General features: G+C 64.3%; 22 protein-coding genes. 11 read left to right on the top strand and 11 right to left on the bottom strand.

What is annotated here, in order from left to right; translation table 11 throughout:
* Positions 1-127 precede the first annotated feature (127 nt).
* Complete coding sequence (gene carA / locus G0P99_RS20415) at positions 128-1,294, top strand: glutamine-hydrolyzing carbamoyl-phosphate synthase small subunit (protein WP_164132330.1); 1,167 nt, start codon at positions 128-130, stop codon at positions 1,292-1,294.
* A 101-nt stretch (positions 1,295-1,395) separates the two neighbouring features.
* Entirely contained in the window at positions 1,396-3,285 is a 1,890-nt protein-coding gene (locus G0P99_RS20420; RefSeq protein WP_239059888.1) for a glycosyltransferase family 2 protein, read from the top strand.
* Between the two features lie 90 nt (positions 3,286-3,375).
* On the opposite strand, the gene G0P99_RS20425 is transcribed toward G0P99_RS20420, so the two are convergent.
* Complete coding sequence (locus G0P99_RS20425) at positions 3,376-4,026, bottom strand: GntR family transcriptional regulator (RefSeq protein ID WP_164132332.1); 651 nt, start codon at positions 4,024-4,026, stop codon at positions 3,376-3,378.
* A gap of 100 nt (positions 4,027-4,126) precedes the next feature.
* On the opposite strand from G0P99_RS20425, the gene G0P99_RS20430 reads away from it, so the two are divergent.
* A complete protein-coding gene (locus G0P99_RS20430) occupies positions 4,127-4,771 on the top strand; it encodes a pyrimidine 5'-nucleotidase (protein WP_164132333.1) in 645 nt (214 codons plus the stop codon).
* 6 nt (positions 4,772-4,777) lie between these two features.
* Here G0P99_RS20430 and G0P99_RS20435 read toward each other — a convergent pair whose 3' ends face one another.
* Positions 4,778-6,346 carry a ComEC/Rec2 family competence protein gene (locus tag G0P99_RS20435; protein WP_164132334.1) on the bottom strand — a complete coding sequence of 523 codons (1,569 nt, stop codon included), beginning with the start codon at positions 6,344-6,346 and terminating at the stop codon, positions 4,778-4,780.
* A 198-nt stretch (positions 6,347-6,544) separates the two neighbouring features.
* Between G0P99_RS20435 and G0P99_RS20440 the strand changes: the two genes are divergently transcribed.
* Both G0P99_RS20440 and G0P99_RS20445 read left to right on the top strand, forming a co-directional pair.
* Positions 6,545-6,793: a hypothetical protein gene (locus G0P99_RS20440; protein ID WP_164132335.1), complete on the top strand. Its 249-nt coding sequence runs from the start codon at positions 6,545-6,547 to the stop codon at positions 6,791-6,793.
* Between the two features lie 76 nt (positions 6,794-6,869).
* Positions 6,870-8,066, top strand: a complete 1,197-nt coding sequence (locus G0P99_RS20445; protein ID WP_164132336.1) for a UbiH/UbiF family hydroxylase — start codon at positions 6,870-6,872, stop codon at positions 8,064-8,066.
* Between the two features lie 54 nt (positions 8,067-8,120).
* Here G0P99_RS20445 and G0P99_RS20450 read toward each other — a convergent pair whose 3' ends face one another.
* From G0P99_RS20450 to hutI, 5 genes are all read right to left on the bottom strand, one after another.
* On the bottom strand, positions 8,121-9,248 hold the full coding sequence (locus G0P99_RS20450; protein WP_164132337.1) for an aminotransferase class V-fold PLP-dependent enzyme: 1,128 nt from the start codon (positions 9,246-9,248) through the stop codon (positions 8,121-8,123).
* 140 nt (positions 9,249-9,388) lie between these two features.
* Complete coding sequence (gene hutU / locus G0P99_RS20455) at positions 9,389-11,068, bottom strand: urocanate hydratase (protein WP_164132338.1); 1,680 nt, start codon at positions 11,066-11,068, stop codon at positions 9,389-9,391.
* Positions 11,065-11,844, bottom strand: coding sequence for an N-formylglutamate deformylase (gene hutG, locus G0P99_RS20460; protein ID WP_164132339.1), 780 nt, complete (start codon positions 11,842-11,844; stop codon positions 11,065-11,067). Before hutG ends, hutU begins: the two co-directional genes overlap by 4 nt.
* Positions 11,841-13,364: a histidine ammonia-lyase gene (gene hutH / locus G0P99_RS20465; protein ID WP_164132340.1), complete on the bottom strand. Its 1,524-nt coding sequence runs from the start codon at positions 13,362-13,364 to the stop codon at positions 11,841-11,843. The genes hutG and hutH overlap by 4 nt, the downstream gene beginning before the upstream one ends.
* Positions 13,365-14,567, bottom strand: a complete 1,203-nt coding sequence (gene hutI, locus G0P99_RS20470) for an imidazolonepropionase (protein ID WP_164132341.1) — start codon at positions 14,565-14,567, stop codon at positions 13,365-13,367.
* Between the two features lie 74 nt (positions 14,568-14,641).
* On the opposite strand from hutI, the gene G0P99_RS20475 reads away from it, so the two are divergent.
* The 3 genes from G0P99_RS20475 to G0P99_RS20485 all read left to right on the top strand — a co-directional run bounded on the left by G0P99_RS20475 (position 14,642) and on the right by G0P99_RS20485 (position 18,782).
* Complete coding sequence (locus tag G0P99_RS20475; RefSeq protein WP_164132342.1) at positions 14,642-16,009, top strand: formimidoylglutamate deiminase; 1,368 nt, start codon at positions 14,642-14,644, stop codon at positions 16,007-16,009.
* A gap of 100 nt (positions 16,010-16,109) precedes the next feature.
* Positions 16,110-16,799 (top strand): GntR family transcriptional regulator, encoded by a 690-nt coding sequence (locus tag G0P99_RS20480; RefSeq protein WP_164132343.1) that lies wholly within the window; start codon positions 16,110-16,112, stop codon positions 16,797-16,799.
* 219 nt (positions 16,800-17,018) lie between these two features.
* Positions 17,019-18,782 (top strand): adenylate/guanylate cyclase domain-containing protein, encoded by a 1,764-nt coding sequence (locus tag G0P99_RS20485; protein WP_164132344.1) that lies wholly within the window; start codon positions 17,019-17,021, stop codon positions 18,780-18,782.
* A gap of 2 nt (positions 18,783-18,784) precedes the next feature.
* Here G0P99_RS20485 and G0P99_RS20490 read toward each other — a convergent pair whose 3' ends face one another.
* Positions 18,785-19,243 (bottom strand): Lrp/AsnC family transcriptional regulator, encoded by a 459-nt coding sequence (locus G0P99_RS20490; protein WP_011047106.1) that lies wholly within the window; start codon positions 19,241-19,243, stop codon positions 18,785-18,787.
* Positions 19,240-19,695 carry an Lrp/AsnC family transcriptional regulator gene (locus tag G0P99_RS20495; protein WP_164132345.1) on the bottom strand — a complete coding sequence of 152 codons (456 nt, stop codon included), beginning with the start codon at positions 19,693-19,695 and terminating at the stop codon, positions 19,240-19,242. Before G0P99_RS20495 ends, G0P99_RS20490 begins: the two co-directional genes overlap by 4 nt.
* A 131-nt stretch (positions 19,696-19,826) precedes the next feature.
* On the opposite strand from G0P99_RS20495, the gene ilvC reads away from it, so the two are divergent.
* Positions 19,827-20,849: a ketol-acid reductoisomerase gene (gene ilvC / locus G0P99_RS20500; RefSeq protein WP_164132346.1), complete on the top strand. Its 1,023-nt coding sequence runs from the start codon at positions 19,827-19,829 to the stop codon at positions 20,847-20,849.
* Positions 20,850-21,066: 217 nt separating this feature from the next.
* Positions 21,067-21,906: a hypothetical protein gene (locus tag G0P99_RS20505; protein ID WP_164132347.1), complete on the top strand. Its 840-nt coding sequence runs from the start codon at positions 21,067-21,069 to the stop codon at positions 21,904-21,906.
* Here G0P99_RS20505 and G0P99_RS20510 read toward each other — a convergent pair.
* Positions 21,896-22,135: a hypothetical protein gene (locus G0P99_RS20510; RefSeq protein WP_164132348.1), complete on the bottom strand. Its 240-nt coding sequence runs from the start codon at positions 22,133-22,135 to the stop codon at positions 21,896-21,898. The genes G0P99_RS20505 and G0P99_RS20510 overlap by 11 nt on opposite strands.
* A 101-nt stretch (positions 22,136-22,236) precedes the next feature.
* On the opposite strand from G0P99_RS20510, the gene G0P99_RS20515 reads away from it, so the two are divergent.
* Positions 22,237-23,151 (top strand): DMT family transporter, encoded by a 915-nt coding sequence (locus G0P99_RS20515; protein ID WP_370462861.1) that lies wholly within the window; start codon positions 22,237-22,239, stop codon positions 23,149-23,151.
* Positions 23,152-23,224: 73 nt separating this feature from the next.
* Here the strand turns inward: G0P99_RS20515 and glmM are convergent, their stop codons facing one another.
* Complete coding sequence (glmM, locus tag G0P99_RS20520; protein WP_164132349.1) at positions 23,225-24,577, bottom strand: phosphoglucosamine mutase; 1,353 nt, start codon at positions 24,575-24,577, stop codon at positions 23,225-23,227.
* Between the last annotated feature and the right edge of the window lie 35 nt (positions 24,578-24,612).

The following is a 24,612-nucleotide window of genomic DNA, read 5'->3' on the forward strand; positions in this document are numbered from 1 at the left end:
GCACAACAGGGGGGGGCACATGTTAAGTTATTGAAAAGTAACGATAGCCTAAAATTTGATCGGGCTTGACCCTACCCCGCAACCCCCTTAGGTATGCGACCGTTTACCCAGACAGGAGAGTCGCGTCATGGCCCAGAACGCCACGTCCAAGCCCACCGCATGCCTGGCGCTCGCCGATGGGACGATATTCTACGGCACAGGCTTTGGCGCCACCGGTCAGACCGTGGCCGAGCTGTGTTTCAACACCGCGATGACGGGATATCAGGAGATCATGACAGACCCCTCTTATGCGGGTCAGATCGTGACATTCACCTTCCCCCATATCGGCAATGTGGGCGTCACCCCCGAGGATGACGAGACCGCCGATCCGGTCGCTGCCGGCATGGTGGTGAAATGGGATCCGACGCAGCCATCGAACTGGCGCGCGGCGGAAGAGCTGAAAGGCTGGCTGGCCCGGCGCGGCCGGATCGCCATCGGCGGCATCGACACCCGCCGCCTGACCCGCGCCATCCGCCAACAGGGCGCGCCACATGTAGCGCTGGCGCATGACCCCGAGGGCAAGTTCGACATCGCGGCGCTGGTCGCCGCCGCACGGGCCTGGCCGGGCCTCGAAGGCATGGATCTGGCCAAGGACGTAACCTGTGCGCAAAGCTATCGCTGGGACGAGATGCGCTGGGCCTGGCCCCAGGGCTATGCCCGGCAAGAGACCCCTAAACACAAGGTGGTGGCGCTGGATTTCGGCGCCAAGCGCAACATCCTGCGCTGCCTGGCCTCGACCGGGTGCGACGTGACCGTTCTGCCCGCCACCGCCACCGCTGCCGAGGTGCTGGCCCATGCACCCGACGGGGTGTTCCTGTCCAACGGTCCGGGCGACCCGGCGGCAACCGGCACCTATGCGGTGCCGATGATCCGCGAGATTCTGGACACCACGGACCTGCCGGTATTTGGCATCTGCCTGGGCCACCAGATGCTGGCGCTTGCACTGGGCGGCCGCACGGTCAAGATGAACCACGGCCATCATGGCGCCAACCACCCGGTCAAGGATCTGGAAACCGGCAAGGTCGAGATCACCTCGATGAACCACGGCTTTGCTGTGGATGCCCAGACCCTGCCCAAGGGTGTTGTGGAAACCCATCGCTCGCTCTTCGACGGATCGAACTGTGGCATCCGGATGACCGACCGGCCAGTGTTCTCTGTGCAATACCACCCCGAGGCGAGCCCCGGCCCGCAGGACAGTTTCTATCTGTTCGAGCGGTTCTCCGAAGCGATGGACACACGCAAGGCGACCGTCTGATCAAAACAGTGACGATTTAGACCGTTTGGATTGATCTTAACGGTGCATTAACCTGAATTGCGCAACCCTGACATTCGCGTTGGATGTCAGGGTTTTGCATTATGAGCGAGCTTCAATTCAGGCTGAGTGCTCCGGTCGCGGCATGGCCCGTCTACGCCGGGCATCTGCCGTTGGGCCGCTATCTGGTGCGCAGCGGTGTCATCACGCAGGAACAGCTGCTCGCGGCGCTGCAATTGCAGCTGCGCCTGAACGCCCCGATCGGCGAGATTCTTGTGGCCGAAGGCTGGGCCGAACCGACCGATATCCTGCGTGCCCTGGCCCTGCAAAACGGGGTGCAATGGGCGGATCTGGCGCTGGAACCGCCGCGTGCCGATCTGTGCGGATTGAAGCCCCACACGTTCTGGCTCCGACATGGTGTGATCCCCTGGATGCGCCTGGGTCCGATGGTCATCGTTGCCACATCGCGCCCCGATCGGTTCGACGAGGTGCGCGCCGACATGGCCGGGACCGGCCTTCTCTTGATGCCGGCGCTGGCCAGCCGCGACCAGATCGAGGCGGCGCTGGCACGATGTTACTCGGCGACACTGGCACGGCTGGCGGAATCCCGGGTCGATGGGATCTACAGTTGCCGCGATTGGCGGCTTGTTGCCCGGCTGCCCGCGCTTCTGGCCCTTGCATTGCTGGTGGTGGTGCCCTTCTGTCTGGCGCCATTGTACGGATTCGCGCTTCTTTTCCTTGCCGCGGCTCTGTCGCTGCTCCTGTTCACCGGGTTGAAAGCGGCGGCGCTGGTCGCGCATCTGTTGAACCAGGCTCATCTCACCGCGCCGAGCCGGGCAGAGCCCGCGGGGACTGTTCAGGGGCTGCGGCTTCCCAAGATCTCGGTCCTGGTGCCTCTTTACAAGGAGCGCGAGATCGCCGGCGCTCTGGTTGCACGGTTAAGCCGGTTGACCTATCCTAAGGCGCTGCTGGACGTGATCCTGGTGCTGGAAGAAAAAGACCGGGTGACGCGTGACACGCTGGCAAACTGCGTTCTGCCGCACTGGATGCGGGTGATTGAGGTGCCCGGCCATTCCGGCCTGACCACCAAACCGCGGGCGATGAACTATGCGCTGGATTTCTGCCGGGGCGAAATCATCGGTGTCTGGGATGCCGAGGACGCGCCCGTGCCCGATCAGCTGGAACATGTCGCCGAACGTTTTGCCCGCGCGCCCCGCGACGTGGTCTGCCTGCAAGGGATACTGGACTATTACAACCCGCGCAGCAGCTGGCGCGCGCGCTGTTTCACCATCGAATACGCCAGCTGGTTCCGCATCATCCTGCCCGGAATCGCCCGGCTGGGGCTGGTGGTGCCGCTGGGGGGCACCACCCTGTTCTTTCGCCGTGCGGCGCTTGAACAACTGGGCGGGTGGGACGCACATAACGTGACCGAGGACGCCGATCTGGGGGTTCGGCTCTGCCGCGCGGGTTACCGCACCGAACTGATCGACACGGTGACCTATGAAGAGGCGAATTTCCGTACCTGGCCCTGGGTCAAGCAGCGCTCGCGCTGGCTCAAGGGCTTCATGGTGACTTATCTGGTGCATATGCGGTCGCCCCGACGGCTGTGGGCCGATCTGGGCCCGGCGCGCTTTCTGGGCGTACAGGCGTTCTTTCTGGGGACCTTGGGGCAATTCCTGCTGGCGCCGGTCCTGTGGTCTTTCTGGTTCCTGCTTCTGGGCCTGCCGCACCCGCTGACGCAGATGCTCTCACCCATGATCCTGGTTGCCTGCATCTCGGTGTTTGCGGCGACCGAGATGCTGGCGCTGGTTGCAGGGCTGATTGCCGTATCCGGACGGGAACGGCGCTTTCTGCTGCCCTGGGTGGTGAGCATGCCGCTCTATTTTCCGCTGGGCGTGGTCGCGGCCTACAAGGCCCTCTACGAGATGATCGTGAAACCGTTCTTCTGGGACAAGACGCAGCACGGCCAGGCGGGCGAAGAGCCCTGCGGTTGACATCGCGGCCGCATCCAAACCGGAGCGCCACAAGGTTTTGAAAAAACCTTGTCCACAGGATTTCGGGGAAATCCTGTCGCTCGCTCCGCCTCAGCGTCGTTCGCGACGACCGGCGTCCAGCTTGAGCCGGGTCATGAATGCAATCGAGATATGATCCTTGAGCGCCTGCGCCGCGCCTTCCTCATCGCGGGCCGCGATGGCCTCGACGATGCCCTTGTGCTCGCCCTGCGCGATCTGGCCTCGCCCCTCTGCCGCCAGCGAAGTGGTCGCCATCAGCGCCATCGTCCGGTGTACGAGGTCGAGTTGCTGCACCAGATAGCGGTTGTGCGAAGCGAGGTGAATCTGCTCGTGAAAGCGGCGGTTGGCGCGGCTCAGCGCCTGCGGGTTGCCCACCAGCTTGTCATCGGCCTCGACCATTTCGCGCAACACCGCGATCTCCTCGGCGGTGGCGTGTCGCGCGGCCAGCCGCGCGGCCAGCCCCTCCAGCTCGCGCCGCACTTGATACAGCTCGGCCATCTGGTTGTGATCCAGCGAGGCCACGATCATCGACCGCCCGTCGCGTTCCAGCAGCGACTGGGTCTCGAGCCGTTGCAGAGCCTCGCGGATCGGGGTTCGCGACACCCCAAAGCGTTCAGCCAGCTCGCTTTCCACCAGCCGGTCACCTGGCTTGTAGACTCCGCTGTCGATGGCTTCGAGGATCAGGTGATAGGCGTCTTTCTGCGCCGGGCGGCTCTGGCTCATCTGTTTCTTGTCTCCCTGTTCCATCCTGTCTAGCCGCCGCCTGCCCTACGGATCAAGTGCGGGCGTTGAAATGAGGGCGGATCTGGCCTAAGTCCAAGCCATGGTGCGCGATGCTTTCTCTCATGTGACGACCTGGGTGTTCGATCTCGACAACACCCTCTATCCGCCCGCTATGCGGCTCTTCGACCAGATCGAAGTGCGGATGACCGCCTATGTGATGGAGGCGCTCGGTGTCACCCGGGCCGAGGCCGATCGACTGCGCGCGCAGTACTGGCGGCAATACGGCACAACGCTCGCCGGGTTGATGCGCGAACACGGGCTCGACCCCGATCCCTATCTGGTGGCGGTGCATGAGGTGGACATGAGCCACATGACCCCAGACACCGCGCTGGCCAGCCACATCCGCGCCCTGCCCGGCCGCCGCATCGTCTATACCAACGGCTCGGCCCCCTATGCCGAACGGGTGCTGGCCGCGCGCGGGCTGACCGGCCTATTCGATGCCATTTATGGCGTGGAACACGCGGGCTACCGACCCAAACCAGAGCGCGCTGCATTCGAAGAGGTGTTCACTCGCGACGGGGTGATCCCCGAGCGCGCCGCCATGTTCGAAGACGACCCCCGCAACCTGACCGCCCCGCACGAGATGGGGATGCGCACGGTGCATGTGGCCCCTGATCCGCATCCGGCCGACCACATCCACCACCATACCGACGATCTGACCGGCTTTCTCTCCCGGCTGACCTGACGGCGCTCAGTGCCCGTCGCCCAGCACGGGCAGGAAGCCGCCGCTGTCGGGGTCGCGTTGCATCTCGTAATAGAACCAGCGCCGGTGCGCGGGCGCCTTTTCCTTACGAAAAGCGATCACCGCGTCGCGCCCGTCGGTACGCAGGTTGATGGCGCCATAGACGCCGACATTGCGGCGGAACACCTCGTCCAGCAGCTTGCGCTTGGCCGCACGCATCTCGGCCAGCGCCGCCGCATCCGCCCCTGTACCTTTGGCCAGTTCCACCTCGATCCGTGCGTTCAGCCGGTCAAGCGCCGGGCGCAGGTCATCGCGCTCGCGCTCGCGGGTCGAGCGCAGGAGTTCAGTGGACAGGATCAACGGCCGCGCCCCGGCGCCGGTCTTACCTAACAGCCCCAGAAGGTCGGGGCGCGGATGCACGTGCCCCTCCTCATCGCCCGAGGACACAACATAGGCTGCCGGATGGGCGGCGAACAGAAACTCTTCGGTCACATCGGACGAGCCATGATGGCAGGTCTTCATCAGATCGACGCCGAACCGCTCGGCGGCAGCCGTGATCGCATCGGGCCTGGCGATCGCCTCCAGTTCGGTCTCGGTCGCCGCCAGCGGCGCCGAGACCGGCACATCGCCATAATGCTGCATCAGAAAGCACTCGGCCGAGGTGTTCAGATCGCCGCCGAACAGCACCCGGAACCCGTTGAAATCCAGCCGCAACAACACCGAATGGCCGTTCTTGGTCTTGCCCTCATCCATCGTTCGCGAGGTCGGCCTGTCGCCAAAGGCGCGCAGGCGCGGCTGGCCCGCGGCATCGGGTTCAACCACAGGCCCCAGCACCTCGATGGTCACCAGCCCGCCGTCAGCAGGGGCAAACCCCGGCAGCCAGGCGCGCCCGTCCTCCTGCACCGAATGGGCGGTGGTCAGCGCGGTCACCGGGCCGATCCGGTCCGCCTCCAGTGCGGTCTGCATCAGTTTGGGATAGAGCTTGCGCCCGCGCCGGGCCGGATCGGACAACAGCGCCCGCATCTGTGCGTCGGTCTCCACGATATCGGTCAGATAACCACCTTGTTCGGGCCCCAGCAGATCGTCGCCCACCCGCTCGACCAGCCCGCTGTGATAGACATGCTCGATCCGCAGGCGGCGGTTCTCGAAGATCGGCTGGAAACCGCGATAGTGATCGGCATCCGGATGGGTGACGATGGCGGCGTGGATCTGGCCCGAATTGTCGAAATCGCGGAACCGCCAGTTGAGAAACCCGTTGGTGTTGCGCCCTATCCCGGCGTCGATAACCATCACGCGCGGCAGGTGATGATGGCCCGGTTCGGTCACGATACAGGCATCGCCCTGGCCGATGTCGAGAAAGATCAGTTCCAGCACCCGCTCGTCCTGTAATTCGGCGCGTTTCATCAGATAGGGTTTCTTGCCGTAACGGACATGGGTCCAGGTGGCATCGAGCGGATCGCGGACATCCACCCAGTCGCCCCAAAGCACCTGTTTGACCTTGCGGCGACTGGTTTTGCCGTTCTTTTCAATATCGCGGTAAAGATAGCTGACCGGACCGCGTGCATATTTCAGCGTCATGGGAAATCTCCGTCTTTAATACAATTCCCGGATGATAACACAAAAGCGGATTCGCCGCGCGCCCCGGTCTGGACCGCCCGATCAGCGGCGCCGCGCCGCAGGGGCTGCGGCATCGCGTTGCACTGCGGCAAAAGGTGACTTTTTTACTCAGGTTCCAACACCTATCTGCCCCCTTACAGATATCAGAAAGGACCTGACATGAGCGCCATCGACCTGCCCCGCAACCTGCCCCTGGGCCAGCGTGTGCTGTTTGCCATCCCGCTGCTGGGCCGCATCGCCAAGGAAGTGACCTATGGCGACAGCGACAACATCTATTACGCCATCGCCGCCGGGCTCAGCCTGTGGGGCATCGCCATCCTGCTCTTTGGCATCCCCGGCCTCTATATCCCGGCGCTGGCGCTGGTGCCGGTGATCTGGACGCTCTTGATCCTGATCAGCCGCGGCTGAGACCACCGGACAGGATGTCGCTTGGCACCCCGGCCCGTTCCGGAATAGGGTGCCGCGCAACAGACGGAGCCTGCCCATGCAAGAGAGCTGCGACATCCTGATTTCCGGCGGCGGCATCGCCGGGTTGACTGCGGCGGCGGCCTTTGGAAGCGCCGGGTTCCGGGTGATCTGCGTCGATCCGGCGCCGCCGGTGACCGAACGCGACGTGGACGGATCGGACCTGCGCACCACCGCATTCCTGCAACCGGCGCAAGTGCTGCTGGAAAACTGCGGCCTCTGGGCGCGGCTGGCCGATCATGCCGCCCCCTTACAGATCATGCGCATCGTCGATGCGGGCGGCGAGGTGCCCGAACCGCGCGTGGTGCGCGATTTCAACGCCGCCGATCTGAGCGACAAGCCCTTTGGCTGGAACCTGCCCAACTGGCTGCTGCGGCGCGAGATGGTGGCGCGGCTGGCCGAACTGCCCAATGTGGATTTCCGCCCCGGCACCGCCACCACCAGCCTGTTCACACGCACAGCCGAGGCACGGGTGGGGCTGAGCAACGGCAGCCGCGTGATCTGCAAGCTGGTGCTGGCCGCCGACGGGCGCAGCTCGCCCATGCGCGAGGCGGCGGGGATCGGGGTCAAGGCTACCCGATATGGGCAAAAGGCGCTGGCCTTTGCTGTCACCCACCCGATTGCACATCAGAATGTCTCAACCGAGATCCACCGATCCGGCGGGCCCTTCACGCTGGTGCCCTTGCCCGATTGGCAGGGGCAGCCCTCGTCCGCCGTGGTGTGGATGGAACGCGGGCCAAAGACGCTGGAATTGCTGGAGATGGCGCCCGAGGCGTTTGAGGTCGCGATGACGGAACGCTCCTGCGGCCTCTTCGGACCGCTGACACTGGCCTCGCGCCGGACCATCTGGCCGATCATCAGCCAACGGGCCGAACGGCTGGCCGGCGAACGGATCGCTCTGATGGCCGAGGCCGCGCATGTGGTGCCGCCGATCGGCGCCCAGGGGCTGAACATGTCGCTGGGTGATCTCCGCACGCTGCTGGACCTGGCGCAGGCCCGGCCCGAGGGCCTGGGCGATGACCAGATGCTGTCTGCCTATCACAAGGCGCGCCATGCCGAGATCGAGCTACGTGTGAAAGGGATAGACCTGCTCAATCGCGCCTCGATGGTCGAGGCGCGCCCTTTGCGGGACGCGCGCGCGATGGGGCTGAACGCGCTCTATTCGCTGGCGCCGGTACGCCGGACCCTGATGCAGATGGGTCTGGGCGTGCGGTGAGCCCCGGGGCGCTGCCCCGGACCCCGGAGTATTTCGACCAGAAAGAAGCCAGAGTCAGAGCACCTGGTCGAGCACGCGTTTCAGCCGGTCAATCGTACCGTCGACATCATAGAGCTTGTCGAGTCCGAAGAGACCCAGCCGGAAGGTGCGGAAATCGACCGGTTCGTCGCATTGCAACGGTACCCCGGCCGCAATCTGCATACCCAGGGCCACGAATTTTTTGCCGTTCTGGATATCGGGGTCGCTGGTATAGCTCACCACCACGCCCGGGGCGCCAAACCCTTCGGCGGCGACCGAAACGATGCCCTTGCCCTTGAGCAGCGCGCGCACCCCGTTGCCCAACGCCCATTGCGCGTCGCGTAGTTTGTCGAAGCCATAGTCGCGGGTTTCGGCCATGGTGTCGCGGAAGGCGCGCAGCGCATCGGTGGGCATGGTGGCGTGATAGGCATGCCCACCACCCTCGTAGGCCTTCATTATGTCGCGCCATTTCTTCAGGTCGACAGCGAAACTGTCTGATTGAGTCTCAGCCAGCCGCGCCTCTCCCCGTTCGGACAGCATCACCAGTCCCGCGCAGGGCGAAGCGCTCCAGCCCTTTTGCGGCGCCGAGATCAGTACGTCGACGCCGGTCGCCTTCATGTCGACCCAGACGCAGCCCGAGGCGATACAATCGAGCACCATCAGCGCGCCCACCTCATGCGCGGCGGCCGCCATGGCGGTGATGTAATCGTCGGGCAGGATCACCCCGGCGGCGGTTTCCACATGCGGGGCAAAGACCACATCGGGTTTTTGCTCACGGATGGCCGCCACAACATCCTCGATCGGGGCCGGGGCAAAGGGAGCGGTGCTTTCGTTGCCGCTGCGGCGCGCCTTCATCACCGTTGTCTCTGACGTCAGGCTGCCGGTCTCGATGATCTGGCTCCAGCGGTACGAGAACCAGCCGTTTCGCACCACCAGCACGCGCGCGCCTCGGGCGAACTGGCGTGCGACCGCCTCCATCGCATAAGTGCCACCGCCCGGGATGATGGCGACCCCATCGGCATTGTAGACCGTGCGCAGCATCTCCGAGATATCGCGCATCACCTGCTGAAAACTGGCCGACATATGGTTGAGCGAGCGGTCGGTAAAAACGACTGAGAACTCTTCGAGCCCATTGGGATCGACGGTATCAAGCAGGGCAGGCATGGGCGTATCCTTCTGAGGTTTGCCCAAAGACTACCCGCCCCGGCCCCAAGGTAAAGGGGCCAATTCGCACTTCATCTCGCTGCAAGTACTCCGGGGTGAACTGGCCGAAGGCCAGGAGGGGCAGAGCCCCTCCCTCTGCCTTACAGGATCGCCGGCAGGTTCAACCCATGCTCGCGGGCGCAGTCGCGGGCGATGTCATAGCCCGCATCGGCATGGCGCATCACGCCCGTCGCGGGGTCGTTCCACAACACGTTACCGATGCGCCGGTCGGCGTCCTCGGTCCCGTCGCAGCAGATCACCATGCCGGAATGCTGGGAAAAGCCCATCCCGACGCCGCCACCATGATGCAGCGACACCCAGGTCGCGCCCGACGCGGTGTTCAACAGCGCATTCAGCAGCGGCCAATCGCTGACCGCGTCCGAGCCGTCCATCATTGCCTCGGTCTCGCGGTTCGGACTGGCGACCGAGCCGCTGTCCAGATGGTCGCGGCCGATCACGATGGGGGCCTTCAACTCGCCGTTGCGCACCATCTCGTTAAAGGCAAGCCCCGCCCGGTGCCGGTCGCCGAGACCAATCCAGCAGATCCGCGCCGGCAGGCCCTGGAACGCGATCCGTTCCTGCGCCATGTCAAGCCAGCGATGCAGATGCTCGTTCTCGGGGAAGAGTTCCTTCATCTTGGCATCGGTTTTCAGGATATCCTCGGGATCGCCCGACAGGGCGCACCAGCGGAACGGGCCGATGCCCTTGCAGAACAGTGGGCGGATATAGGCGGGCACAAAACCCGGAAAGGCAAAGGCGTTCTCGAACCCTTCGTCCAGCGCCACCTGGCGGATATTGTTGCCATAATCCAGCGTCGGCACGCCCGCGTTCCAGAAATTCACCATCGCCTCGACATGGGTGCGCATGCTGGCCCGTGCGGCCGCTTCGACCCGTTTCGGGTCGCTCTCACGGGCCGCGCGCCATTCCGCCATGCTCCAACCCTGTGGCAGATAGCCGTTCAGCGGGTCATGGGCGCTGGTCTGGTCGGTGACGATGTCGGGGCGCATGCCGCCCGCCTGCATCCGGGCATAGATCTCGGGGAAGATATCGGCGGCATTGCCCAACAGGCCCACCGATTTTGCCTCGCCCGCCTTGGTCCAGCGGTCGATCATCTCAAGCGCCTCGTCCAGCGTCTCGGCCTTTTCATCGAGGTATTTGGTGCGCAGGCGGAAATCGATCGAATCCGGGTTGCACTCCACGGCCAGACAGCACGCCCCGGCGAACACGGCAGCCAGCGGCTGCGCGCCCCCCATACCGCCAAGCCCCCCGGTCAGGATCCATTTGCCGGTCAGGTCACCGTTGTAATGCTGGCGTCCGGCCTCGGCAAAGGTCTCGTAAGTTCCCTGCACAATGCCTTGGGTTCCAATGTAAATCCACGATCCGGCGGTCATCTGGCCGTACATAGCCAGGCCCTTTTTATCCAGCTCGTTAAAATGGTCCCAGGTGGCCCAATGCGGCACCAGGTTCGAGTTTGCGATCAGTACGCGGGGGGCATCCTTGTGGGTGCGAAAGATGCCGACCGGCTTGCCCGACTGCACCAGAAGGGTCTGGTCTTCGTCCAGGTCGCGCAGGCTGGCGACGATGCGGTCGAAATCCTCCCAGGTGCGCGCGGCCCGGCCGATGCCGCCATACACCACCAGTTCATGCGGGTTTTCGGCCACGTCGGGATGCAGGTTGTTCATCAGCATCCGCATCGGCGCCTCGGTCAGCCAGCTTTTGGCGGTGATCTCGGTGCCGGTGGCGGGATAGATGTCGCGGGTATTCTTGCGGGGATCGGTCATGCCGGCCTCCATTCTGTGAGCAGGGTCAGGATCTGGGTGAGAGGAGCGCGCAGGCGGTCTGCGCGATCGGGCAGATAGGCCCAGGGCGCGGCCTCGGTCATATAGGAGGATTGCGCCAGTTCCATCTGGATGGCGTGTTGCCCTTCGGCCGGGCGGCCATAGTGGCGGGTGGTCCAGCCGCCCTTGAAGCGACCGTTGAGGATATGCGTGTAACCCTCTGCATTAGAACACATTTTCAACACACCGCATTCGATCTCCGCAGCGCAGGTCGTGCCCTCATTCGTGCCGATGTTGAAATCGGGCAAGGTGCCCTGGAACAGGAACGGGATATGGCTGCGGATCGAGTGGCAGTCGTAGAGCACCGCAAATCCGTGGATCGCGCGCACCCGCTCCATCTCGGCCGTCAACGCCGCATGATAGGGCGCGTGCCAGGTGTCGCGGCGGTGCGCGATCTCGGCGGCGTCGGGTTCCTGCCCCGCGCGCCAGATCGGGTTTCCATCAAAATCGGTCAGCGGGCAGAGCGTGGTGGTGTTCTGACCGGGATAGAGGCTGACCCCCTCGGGGTCGCGGTTCACGTCGATCACATAACGGTGCACGGTGGTGCGCACCGTCGTTGCCGGGACCAGCCCTGCGTAAAGGTCGTGAATGTGCCAATCGGTATCGGCCAGCGCGCGGCCAGTGTCGTTCAGCCGCCCGGCAATTCCGTCGGGCAGATCGGTGCCGGTATGCGGCAGGCCCAGCACCAGCGGGCTGTCGGCGCGGGCGACCTCGATCATGCCGCCACCTCCATCCCGGCCACACGCGCGATATCGCCGTCACGCACCATGGCGGCCGCGGCCTCGATATCAGGCGCCAGATAGCGGTCCTCGGCCAGCGTCGGCACATGGGCGCGCAGATGGGCGATTACCGCCTGCAAACGCTCCGACGTGACCAGCGGCGCGCGGGCCTCGATCCCCTGCGCGGCACACAACAGCTCGACCCCCAGGATCACCGACAGATTGTCGGTCATCCGGCGCAGGCGCAGCGCGCCATGCGCGGCCATGCTGACATGATCCTCCTGGTTGGCCGAGGTTGGGGTCGAATCGGTCACGCAGGGGTTGGCAAGATGCTTGTTCTCGCTCATCAGCGCCGCTGTCGTCACCTCGGCGATCATGAAGCCCGAGTACAGCCCCGGATCGGGGGTCAGGAACGGCGGTAGATCGTGGCTCAGCGTCGGGTCGACCATCAGCGCCACCCGGCGCTGCGCAATGGCGCCGATCTCGGCCACGGCCAGCGCGATCTGGTCGGCGGCAAAGCCCACATATTCGGCATGGAAATTGCCGCCCGAGACAATCTCGCCCCGCTCGACCAGAACCAGCGGATTGTCGGTGACGGCATTGGCCTCGATCTCCAGCGTCCGTGCCGCCATGCGCAGCACATCCAGCGCCGCGCCCACGACCTGAGGCTGGCAGCGAATGCAATAGGGATCCTGTACGCGGGTATCGCCCTCGCGATGGCTCTCGCGGATTTCCGAGCCTTTCATCAGCTTGCGCATCCCGCGCGCCACGTCGATCTGGCCCGCATGGCCGCGCAGGGCGTGGATCTCGGGTACCAGCGGCGCGGTCGAACCCATAATGGCGTCAGTCGAGAGCGCGGCGATGACCATTGACGCCTCGGCCATGCGCCAGGCGTCGAACAGGCCCGCCAGCGCGTTGGCGGTGGAAAACTGGGTGCCGTTGATCAGGCCCAGCCCCTCTTTCGGGCCCAGCACGACAGGGGTCAGCCCGGCCTCGGCCAGTGCCTTGTCAGCAGCCATGCGGCAGCCCTGAAACATCGCCTCTCCGGCGCCGATCATCGCCGCCGTCATATGCGCCAGCGGGGCCAGATCGCCCGAGGCCCCGACCGAGCCCTGCTCGGGCACCACCGGGATCACGCCGCGCTCCAGCATCGCCTCGATCAGCTCGATCACCTGCCAGCGCACGCCCGAGGCGCCCCGGCCCAGGGACAACAGTTTCAGCACCATCATCAGCCGCGTGCGCGCCTCGGACAGGGGCTGGCCGACACCGCAGCAATGGCTGAGGATCAGGTTACGTTGCAGCGTGGCGGTATCCTTGGCTGCGATCTTGGTCGAGGCGAGCTTGCCAAAGCCGGTATTGATGCCATAGACGGCTGCCTCCCCTGCGGCGGCCTTGGCCACCATGGCGGCGGCGGCATCGACGCCCGCGCGCGCCAAAGGGTCCAGCCGGACGGGCACGCCGGTACGATAGATGTTGCGGAGCGTGGCCAGGTCGGTGGACCCGGGGGTAAGCGAGATCATTCAGAGCTCTCCGATAAGTCGTTCGTTCAGGGGGTTGAAGCCGATCCGATAGGCCAGCTCGGCGGGTGTCTCGACATCCCAGATGGCAAGATCGGCGCGCAGGCCCGGCGCGATCCGGCCCCGGTCGTCCAGACCCAAAGCGCGGGCGGCGTGACAGGTCACGCCCGCCAGCGCCTCGGCTGGGGTCATGCGGAACAGGGTGCAGCCCATGTTCATGGTCAAGAGCAGCGAGGTCAGCGGCGACGAGCCGGGATTGCAATCGGTCGCCAGCGCCATCGGCACGCCATGGGCGCGGAAATGTGCGATGGGCGGCTGTTGCGTTTCCCGGATCGTGTAAAAGGCGCCGGGCAGGATCACCGCGACCGAGCCGCTCGCGGCCAGCGCTTGGGCGTCCTCTTCGGTGGCGTATTCCACATGATCGACCGACAGCGCACCATAGCGCGCAGCCAGTTGCGCACCACCCAGATGGCTCAGCTGTTCGGCATGCAGCTTGACGGGCAGGCCCAGTTCGGCGGCAATCTTGAAAACGCGCTCAATCTGATCAGGCGAAAAGGCGATCCCCTCGCAGAACCCGTCCACCGCATCGACCAGCCCCTCGGCATGGGCCGCGCGCAGGGCGGGAATGCAGACCTCGTCGATATAGGCGTCGTCCCGCCCCTTGTATTCGGGCGGCGTCGCATGGGCACCCAGAAAGGTGGTGCGCACCGTGACCCGCCGCTGCTGCCCCAAAGCGCGGGCGGCGCGCAGCATGGACAGTTCGGTCTCCAGATCCAGCCCGTAACCCGACTTGATTTCGACGGTCCCTGCCCCTTCGGCAATCAGCGCATCCAGGCGCGGCAACGCTCCGGCTACCAGCGCCTCGGCGCTGGCCGCGCGGGTGGCGCGCACGGTCGAGACAATGCCGCCCCCGGTGCGCGCGACCTCTTCATAGGTGGCGCCATTCAGCCGCATCTCGAACTCGGTGGCGCGGTTGCCGCCGAACACCAGATGGGTGTGACAGTCGATCAGCGCCGGCGTCACCAGCCGCCCACCCAGGTCGCGCCGGGGCAAATCCTCGGGCAGCGTCGCGCCTTGCTCCAGCACCTCGGCGATTCGCCCTTCGCGCACCGCCAGCGCCCCGCGCCTCAGGCCATAACCCGCTGATCCTTCGGTCATTGTCGCCAAATGGGCGTTGCTCAGCAGATAATCCAACTTGTCGCCCATCCGCGTCACATCTCCTCTTGCTGGCGGGTAACGTATGTGAGTAATATCATTATGTCTAGACATTAGAGGAAGACATGCAGAGGATTTTCGCGCGCCGCGCCCGCACCGCCGAAGGCTGGCAAACCGATGTCGCCGTCACGCTCGAAGATGGCCGGATCACCGCCGTTCAAGACGGCCAGTCGCCACAATCCGACGACGTCCAAGTCGATGTTCTGCTGCCCGCCCTGGGCAACCTGCATTCGCACACGTTCCAGCGGGCAATGGCCGGCATGACCGAGCATCGCGCCGCCGGACAGGACAGTTTCTGGACCTGGCGCAGCCTGATGTACCGCTTTGTCGACCAACTGACGCCCGAGGATTACGAGGCGATCGCGGCGCTCACCTTCATGGAGATGATGGAGGCCGGATATGCCGCCGTCGGTGAGTTCCACTATGTCCACCACACGCCCGGCGGCGCCCCCTACGCGCGCCTGACCGAGCTTAGCGACCGGGTCTTTGCCGCGGCAGCCGAAACCGGCATCGGCCTCACCCATCTGCCGGTGCTTTACAGCTGCGGCGGCGCGGGCGAACAGCCGCTGGCCGGGGGCCAGCTCCGCTTTGGCAACGACATCGAACGGTTCGCGGCCCTTGTTACCCAGGCCCGGGCACACGCCGTCTGCGCCCTGCCCGCCGATGCCCACGTCGGCGTGGCGCCGCACTCGCTGCGCGCGATCCGCCCCGCTGACCTGGCCGAGGCAGTGGCCCTGGCCGAGGACAACCCGATCCACATCCACATCGCCGAACAACCCCGCGAGGTCGAGGAGATCAGCGCCTGGCTGGGCGCGCGCCCGGTCGACTGGCTGCTCTCGCATGCCGAGGTGAACGCGCAATGGTGCCTGATCCACGCCACCCATATGACCGAGGCCGAGACCATCGCAATGGCGCGGTCCGGCGCAGTTGCGGGTCTTTGTCCGATCACCGAGGCTAACCTGGGTGACGGCCCGTTCAACGGGCCGCTCTACCTGCAAAACGGCGGCGCCTTCGGTGTCGGATCCGATTCCAACGTCCGCATCGCCCTGGGCGAAGAGCTCCGTACGCTCGAATACTCCCAACGCCTGCATCACCTGCAACGCAACGTGATGATCGCGGGCGAAGGCTCGGTCGGCGCCGCGCTCTACCTTGGCGCGGCCTCAGGCGGGGCGCGGGCACTTGGCCGGAATTCAGGCCGCATCGTGCCCGGTGCGCTGGCCGATCTGGTGGCGATCGACGCCAGCGGCCCGGCACTCTGCACGCTCGACGGCGACGCCATGCTGGACGGGCTTTGCTTTTCGGCACCCGACAGGATCGTCACCGACCTGTGGTCGGCCGGACGGCACAGGGTCAGGTCCGGCAGACATGTTGAACACGACCGGATCGTCCAGACCTATAAAACCCGATTGCAGGCTCTCCTGTCACGAATATGACACTAGTTAGCGTCAATTCCCCTTTACTCTCGGGCCGGAATCTGGGCAATAGCCAACGGAGTTTTTTTTCAGCGGAAGGCAATTGCTGTTGAAGAAACAGATGCGCACCAGTTTTCACGCCGTCCGGGACGAGGTGAAACGCCGGATAGAAAGCCGCGTTTGGCCGCAGGGTACCTTGCTGCCGACAGAGGCGGAACTGGCCGAAGAGTTCGGCTGTGCCCGGGCCACGGTCAACCGTGCCTTGCGCGAGCTGGCGGATCAGGGTTTTGTCGAGCGCCGCCGAAAAAGCGGCACTCGCGTCATGACCGCCCCGGTCAAACAGGCGCGGTTCGAGATCGCAATCGTGCGCCACATCGTCGAAGAACAGAACGCCGAGTACCGCTATGCCCTGGTCGAGCGCAAGGTGGCCGAGGCCCCGGCCTGGCTTGCCTCGCAGCTTGGGCTCGAAACCGGCACGCGGGTGCTGCACCTGACGTGCATGCATTACGCCAACAACCGCCCCTTCCAGTTCGAGGAGCGCTGGGTCAACCTCCGCGTCGTGCCCGCCATCGAACAGGCCGACCTAACAAAAATCGGCCCCAACGAATGGCTGCTGAACGCGATCCCCTTCACCGATGCAGAGATTGCCTTTTCCGCAGTGGCCGCCGACAGCAGGCTGGCCGATTTCCTGGCCACCACGCCGGGCACCCCGGTCATGCTGCTGGAACGGACCACCTGGCTCAAGGGCCAGCCGGTGACCTTTGTCCGGATGACCCATCATCCGGGTTACCGGGTTCGCTCGGAGTACTGACCTCGCCTCCCAGCCGTCGCCTGTTTCCGTCGGGGAACAGTGCCGAGCGACACAGGCAACGCCCGCTTGCAGTCGGCAAGTCGCTGCTGGCACGCGGCGCAGAACCGGAGCGTCCGAAACCTTGCCGTTCTCCCCTGTCCGGTATTAACATTTGATGTTTTTCAGGCTTTGCATGACAATAATCGCCAGGGTTTCCAGCCTGCGGTTCGAGGGGAAATATTGAAAAGACGCCTGTCCACAATCATGGCAGCGGATATCGTCGGCTATTCTGCCCAGATGCAGCGCGACGAGACCGGTACGCTCGACCGGACGACACGGCTGACCACGCTGCTCCAAAGAACAGCGGCCCGACATAACGGGCGCATCTTCAACCGCGCCGGAGACGGCTTTTTCCTGGAATTCTCCAGCCCGGTAGCGGCTGTTCGCTGCGCTTACGAAACTCAGCTCCATCTGGCGGAACCCGCGTCGCGCCAGTCCATCGGCCTGGAACTCAGGATCGGGCTGCACCTGGCGGATGTTATCGTGGAAGGTGACGACCTGTTGGGCGACGGCGTGAACATTGCCAGCCGGATCGAAGGACTGGCAGAACCCGGCACGGTCCTGCTCAGCGGCGCGGTGTTCGACTACGCAAAGCGGGGCGCGCAGCTCAGGTTTCAGAAACTTGGTGAAAGGCCTCTCAAGAACATTGAACACACCGTCACGCTCTATACCGTCATTGGCGAGCTCGGCATGCAGAGCCTTGGCACGGCGATGATCGAGGAGCCCCGACTGCCGGAACCTGCGCGGAGCGAGCGTTTGGTCAATTCGATAGCAGTCGTTCCTTTCCGAAACCTCAGTAGCGACCCCGACCAGGAATATTTCGCCGAAGGTCTGACCGACGACCTGATCACCGAGTTGGCACGCTTTCCAGATGTGACCGTGATCTCGCGAAATGCCAGCTTTGGTCTAAAGGGCATAGATGCGAATGCACCCGACATAGGACGGAGCCTGGCGGCGCGGTTCTGTCTCGAAGGCGGGGTACGCAAACTCGGGTCACGCGTCCGGATCAGCGCGCACCTGACCGACACGGAATCGAACGAACAGGTCTGGGCGGAACGCGCTGATTGCAGCATGGACGAATTGTTCGATATCCAGGACGACCTTGTGGCCAAGATCGTCTCTTGCGTTGCCGGTCAGATAGAACGGCAGGCCGAGGCACTGGCCCGCCGCAAACGCCCCAAGGATCTGGAGGCATACGAATGCCTCATTCGCGGCCTGTCCTATCATCGCCTCGGCGGAGTGACCCGGGAAAACGCGGAACAGGCGCTGCGCTGGTTCGACGAGGCGTTGGATCGCGACCCTGAGTTCGGTCGGGCATATGCCTGGCGGGCCTGTGCGCTGGCCACGGTCTCTGAATGGACGGGTGAAGACGTCTGGGACGAGTTGATGCGTGCCGGCAAGCGCGCGATAGAGTTGGACGAAACCGACGCCGACAGCCATCGCATCGTCGGATCGCTGGCCTTCTATCAATCAGATTTCGCACTTGCGAAATACCATTTCGACCGCGCGCTGACCCTCAACCCCAGCCATGCCTATGTGGTGGGGCGCACCGGCGAGCTATACAATTTCCTGGGCGATGGAAAAACGGCGCTCACCTATCTTGAACGGGCCAAGATGCTCGATCCGTTCCTGCCGGAATACTGCCGCGAGCTCGAAGCGGTAGCCCACTACGTTCAGGGCGATTTCGAAACCTGCTACCGGGTGGTGGGCGAATTCTCGCGTCTGACCCGGCGGTCGGCAGCCTATCGTGCCGCCGCCGCGACACAATTGAACCAGCCAGAGCGAACACAGACGGCGGCACGCGACCTGTTGATGCTGGATCCGCAGTTCGACGCCGAACAGTTCATCCAGACAGAATATTACAAGGACCGTGACTTCGCGCACCTTTTGCGCGACCGGATCCGCGATGCGCTGTCAACCGTTTCGGTCCGACTTGCAGGCTAGGTTCAGCCGATCGGCCCCGGCAAGCGCTCCTCGCTCAGCAGAACGTTGGCCTCGACCTCGCCCGCGCCGGGCAAGGTCATGATGCGCCGCCGCAGGATACGTTCAAAATCGCTCAGATCCCGTGCCACCACCCGCAGGCGATAGTCATAAAGGCCCAGCACATGCTCGACCGTCTGCACCTCGGGGATAGCGCTGACGGCGCGTTCGAAATCCTCCAGGCTGACGCGGCCCTTGCGCGCCAGTTTGACCCCCAGAAATACGGTGACGCCAAATCCCAACGCCTCGGCGTTCAGGCGCAGGCGGCGGCCCTTGATCACCCCCGCCTCCTCCAGCCGCCGGATGCGCCGCCATGTAGCGGGCTGTGACAGGCCGAACCGCCGGCCCAGCGCGCCCGCGCTTTGGGTTGCGTCCTGCGCCAGGGCGCGCAGCAGCTTGCGGTCGATCTCGTCCAGCTCGGTCATACCGGCAGTACCTCGTCGCGCTTGAGCCGCGCGATATGCATCAGCGCCTCGATATCGGCGATATGCGGCAGGGTCAGGATGCGGTCGCGATAAAGCTGCTGGTAATGCGCCATGTCGCGGGCAATCACCGACAGGCGCACATCGACCCGGCCCAGAAAGGTCTGGATCTCGATCACCTCGGGCACCTTGCGGGCGGCCTCGATGAAATCGTCAAAGGCGCGCGGCTGGGTCTTGTCGAGCGTGACGCGCAAACTGACCTCGACCGCAAAGCCCAGCGCCGCCCAGTCGATCACCGCCTCCTGCCCCTGGATGATGCCAGCCGCCTGCATCTTCTCGATCCGCCGCCAGCAGACGCCCGAGCTGATCCGGCACCGCTCGGCCAGTTCGGCGGCGCCGAGACTGGGGTCGGCCTGATAATGGCGCAGGATGCGGCGGTCGATATCGTCAAGCATGAATTTTCCACAATCTGCACATCTGACGAATTATCTTTCACTAAATTGGAAAACTCTCAACCCTGATCCTCTCGCAACCCACCGCCGCAACCGTTAGAAACGCGGCAATCGAAACAGAAAGGACCGGCATCATGCGCGTCTATTACGATCGTGACTGCGACATCAACCTGATCAAGGACAAGAAAGTGGCCATCCTGGGCTACGGCTCCCAGGGCCACGCCCACGCGCTGAACCTGCGCGACTCGGGCGCCAAGAACCTGGTCGTCGCCCTGCGCGAAGGCTCGGCCTCGGCCAAGAAGGCCGAAGGCGAAGGGCTCAAGGTCATGGGCATCGCCGAAGCGGCAGCCTGGTGCGACGTGATCATGTTCACCATGCCGGACGAACTTCAGGCCGAGACCTACAAGAAATACGTGCATGACAACATCCGTCCAGGCGCGGCCATCGCCTTTGCCCACGGCCTGAACGTGCATTTCGGCCTGATCGAGCCGAAAGAAGGCGTCGACGTCATCATGATGGCGCCCAAGGGCCCCGGCCACACCGTGCGCGGCGAATACACCAAGGGCGGCGGCGTGCCCTGCCTGGTCGCGGTTCACACCGACGCCACCGGCAAGGCGCTGGAAATCGGCCTGTCCTATTGCTCCGCCATCGGCGGCGGCCGCTCGGGCATCATCGAGACCAACTTCCGCGAGGAATGCGAAACCGACCTGTTCGGCGAGCAGGCCGTTTTGTGCGGTGGTCTGGTCGAGCTGATCCGCATGGGTTTCGAAACCCTGGTCGAGGCCGGCTATGCACCTGAGATGGCCTATTTCGAGTGCCTGCACGAAGTGAAGCTGATCGTCGACCTGATCTACGAAGGCGGCATCGCCAACATGAACTACTCGATCTCGAACACCGCCGAGTATGGCGAGTATGTCTCGGGTCCGCGGGTTCTGCCCTACGAGCGCACCAAGGCCGAGATGAAAGCGATCCTGCGCGACATCCAGACCGGCAAGTTCGTGCGTGACTTCATGCAGGAAAATGCCGTCGGACAGCCCTTCTTCAAAGGCACCCGCCGCCTGAACGACGAACACCAGATCGAGCAGGTGGGCGAGAAACTGCGCGCCATGATGCCCTGGATCTCGGCCGGCAAGATGGTCGACAAGTCCAAGAACTGATCGCCGGACAGCCGGAGATACAAGAGGCGCGCCGCTGGCGCGCCTCTTTGTTGGCAGATTTTTCGCTATAAATTCGGTTCCAATTTGGAAACGAATCGTTTCACGGGTTCGTGAACCCTTTTTCTTGCCATTTTGAAAATAACCGAAAAGGTCAATACTTGACTGACCTGAGTAACCGTCCTCCACTAGCGCCCTATTTTCCAGGGGGGGGAATACAATGGCCACATTCATCGAAATCGCTGGGTTTTCGAGCGGCCCGTTCGCAGACGACACGTTTGACAGCGCAGATACCGGAGACAACTTTCTGATCGGGGACGCTGGGAACACGCTGCTCGGCCCGGGAACGGGCGGCAACGATACGCTAGCGATTTCGGCAAGCTATTCCGGAACAAATGTCATCGCAGGAGACAGCAGCAACCTGGCGAGCGGGGCCACCGGTGGCAACGACACCTTGACAGGCGGTGACAATGCTGAACGGAACGAGATGTACGGTGATGCCTATAACATGCAGGCGTTTTCAACCGGTGGAAACGACCTTCTGATTGCGGGTGACGGCGCGTTCAAAAACGAGATGTACGGCGACGCTTACCTTGGGAATTTCCAATCTGTTGGCGGCAACGACACCCTGATCAGCGGAACCGGCAACGACCTTTTGGTTGGGGATTTCATGTTTCAATTTGGGGCGCTCACGGGTTCGGACATCTTCGTATTTCGTCCAGATAATGGCCAGGATCAGATAGTCGATTTCGAGCGGGGCAAGGACAAGATAGACCTGTCCGAACTCGTAATAGTCGACCTTTCAATCCCGAGGAAGGGCCTCGACAGACTCCCTGAAAAGGCTCTTGACGCGCTACTGGCGCGACACTCGCAATCCTTGAGCTTCGACGACCTGGATTCGAACGGTAGTGGCGTGCTGGACGACGGCGACGATTTTGTTTCAGTTGCCGATGGCCAAACGACGATAGACCTTGGGGCTGCCTTGGGCGGCGCCGTGGGAGAAAACACTGTTGAAATCCTGAACGTAACGGGTCTAACAGTCGACGACTTCATTTTCTAGGGCTGCCAGAGCGGCGACGCTGGCGAAATCCCAACATTGGCTCATTTACCGGCGTGATCCCGCGCGGGTTCGTTTTGATGGAATTGGCCAATGTGCGATTTTGCAGACTGGCGCGCTGGCAGCGGCCGCGACCCCAGTCGGTATCTTGATTGCCGCCACCGCGATCGAGCAGCTGCTCGACCGGCACCTGACCGATGAAGAGGATCTTGCGGTGCCGATCCTCCTGCATCACAAGCTGAGGGGCTAATCTTCGGCCCAAACCGAACCGTCGCCCATTGACCCCGGCGTCGCGCCGGGGTCATCTGGCGCGGCCCGAACGAAAGCGCATAAGTGACCCAGACCCCCGACATTACCGGCAAAAGCTGGGCCATGATCGCCACGCTCGGCTTTGTCTGGGGCGGCACCTTTCTGGTCCAGGCGATGGCGCTGGAAACAGCGCCGCCTTTCTGGGTTGCCGCCGGGCGCATCGGTTTTGCCGCCACGCTGACCGCTCTGGTCTGGCTGGCGCGCGGCGGGCGCATGTTCACCGCCGAAGATACCAACTGGCCCACGCTGACCTTGGTGGCGGTCCTCTCTGCTGCCGCGCCCTTCATGCTGATCGCCTGGGGCCAGCAATACGTGACCTCGTCCTTTACCGGCGTGTCGATGGCGGCGGTGGCGCTGATCGTGCTGCCGATGGCGCATTTCCTGCTTCCAGGCGAGCGGATGACCTGGCGCAAGACCCTGGGCTTTATCATCGGCTTTGCCGGGATCGTGCTGCTGATCGGCCCCGGCGCCTTCGCCAGCAGCGGCGCGGGCATAGAGCCTCTGGGACGGCTCGCCTGCCTGTCGGCGGCGGGTTGCTATGCAACCAGCTCGGTGCTGATGCGGCGGTTGCCGCCGCTCGACCCGGTGGGCCTTTCTGCGGCGACGCTGCTGATCGGCTCGGCCGTCGTGATCCCGCTGGCGCTGGTCAGCCACGGGCTGCCGCCTGACCCGGGCAGCAAGGGGCTGATGCTGATCGCACTACTGGGACTGGTGCCGACAGCGGCGGCGAACCTGCTCCGGATCATCGTGGCGCGCACCGCCGGTCCCGTCTTCATGAGCCTGACCAACTACCAGGTGCCGGTCTGGTCGGTACTCTTGGGCGCACTGGTGCTGGGCGAGCCGCTGCCACCCACCCTGCTCTGGGCGCTCCTGATGATCCTGACCGGTGTCGCGCTCAGCCAATATGGCGCGCTGCGGCGGCTGTTCACCGGCCGTTAACGCCACCCTCGCTTCATTTCGCCGAAAATACTCCGGGGGAGTCGCGCGTCCGCGCGACGGGGGGCAGCGCCCCCTAGGCCGGCGCGGATACCGCGTCGGCCACCGCCTCGACCACGCTGTCGACGGTAAGGGTCAGCAGCGCCTCATCCTCGCATTCGGCCATCACCCGGATCAGCGGTTCGGTGCCCGATTTGCGGATCAGCAACCGGCCCGAACCCTTGAGCGCCACCTCGGCCTCGGCAATCGCCCGCTGCACCGGCGCCATCTCCAGCGGCGCCTGCCCGGCGGCATAGCGCACGTTTTTCAACAGTTGCGGCACCGGCGCGAATTGCCGCGCCAGCGCGCTGGCGGGCTGGCCCGAGCGCACCATCTCGGCCAGAAAATGCAGCCCCGCCATCAGCCCGTCGCCGGTGGTGGCAAAATCACTCATCACGATATGGCCCGATTGCTCGCCGCCCAGGTTGAAACCGCCCTCGCGCATCCGCTCGACCACGTAGCGGTCGCCAACGGCGGTGCGCTCCAGCCCGATCCCCTGCCCGGCCAGATACCGTTCCAGCCCCAGGTTCGACATCACCGTCGCCACCAGCGCGCCGCCTTTCAGCTGCCCCTCGGCCGCCCAGCGCGCCGCCAGCAGCGCCATCAGCTGGTCGCCATCAGCGGGGGTGCCGGTCTCGTCGATCACGATCACCCGGTCCGCATCGCCATCCAGCGCGATACCGACATGGGCGCCATGCGCCACAACCTGCTCGGCCGCCGTTTGCGGATGGGTCGAGCCGCAGCCGCGATTGATATTCAGCCCGTCGGGCGCGATACCCACAGGGATCACATCGGCGCCCAGTTCCCACAGGATCTCGGGCGCGGCGCGGTGGGCGGCGCCATTGGCGCAATCGACCACCACCTTGAGCCCGTCGAGCCGCAGATCGCGCGGCAGCGAGGATTTCACCCGCTCGCCATAGCGGAACCGGGCATCATCCACCCTCTTGGCGCGGCCGATATTCTGGGCCTGCGCCGGGTGCACACCCTCTTCGATCAGCGCCTCGATCTCGATCTCGGCCTGGTCGGACAGCTTGAACCCGTCCGGGCCAAAGAACTTGATGCCGTTATCCTCGGCCGGGTTGTGGCTGGCCGAGATCATTACCCCAAGATCGGCCCGCATCGAGCGGGTCATCAACCCGACGGCAGGCGTCGGCACCGGCCCCAGCAGCAGCACATTCATGCCGGTCGAGGTCAGCCCGGCAGTCAGCGCGCTTTCCAGCATATAACCCGACAGGCGGGTGTCCTTGCCAATAACAACCCGGTGCACACCGCTGGCGTCGCGGCGGAAATAGCGCCCCACGGCGGCCCCGATCCTCAGCGCCATCTCGGCGGTCATCGGGTGGGTATTGGCGGTGCCCCGCACCCCGTCGGTTCCGAAAAGCTTGCGCATCGCCGCCTCACTGTCGTTCTGATCTTGTAAAGATC

Source organism: Ruegeria sp. PrR005 (assembly GCF_010500245.1).
Taxonomy (GTDB): Bacteria; Pseudomonadota; Alphaproteobacteria; order Rhodobacterales; family Rhodobacteraceae; genus Ruegeria_B; species Ruegeria_B marisflavi.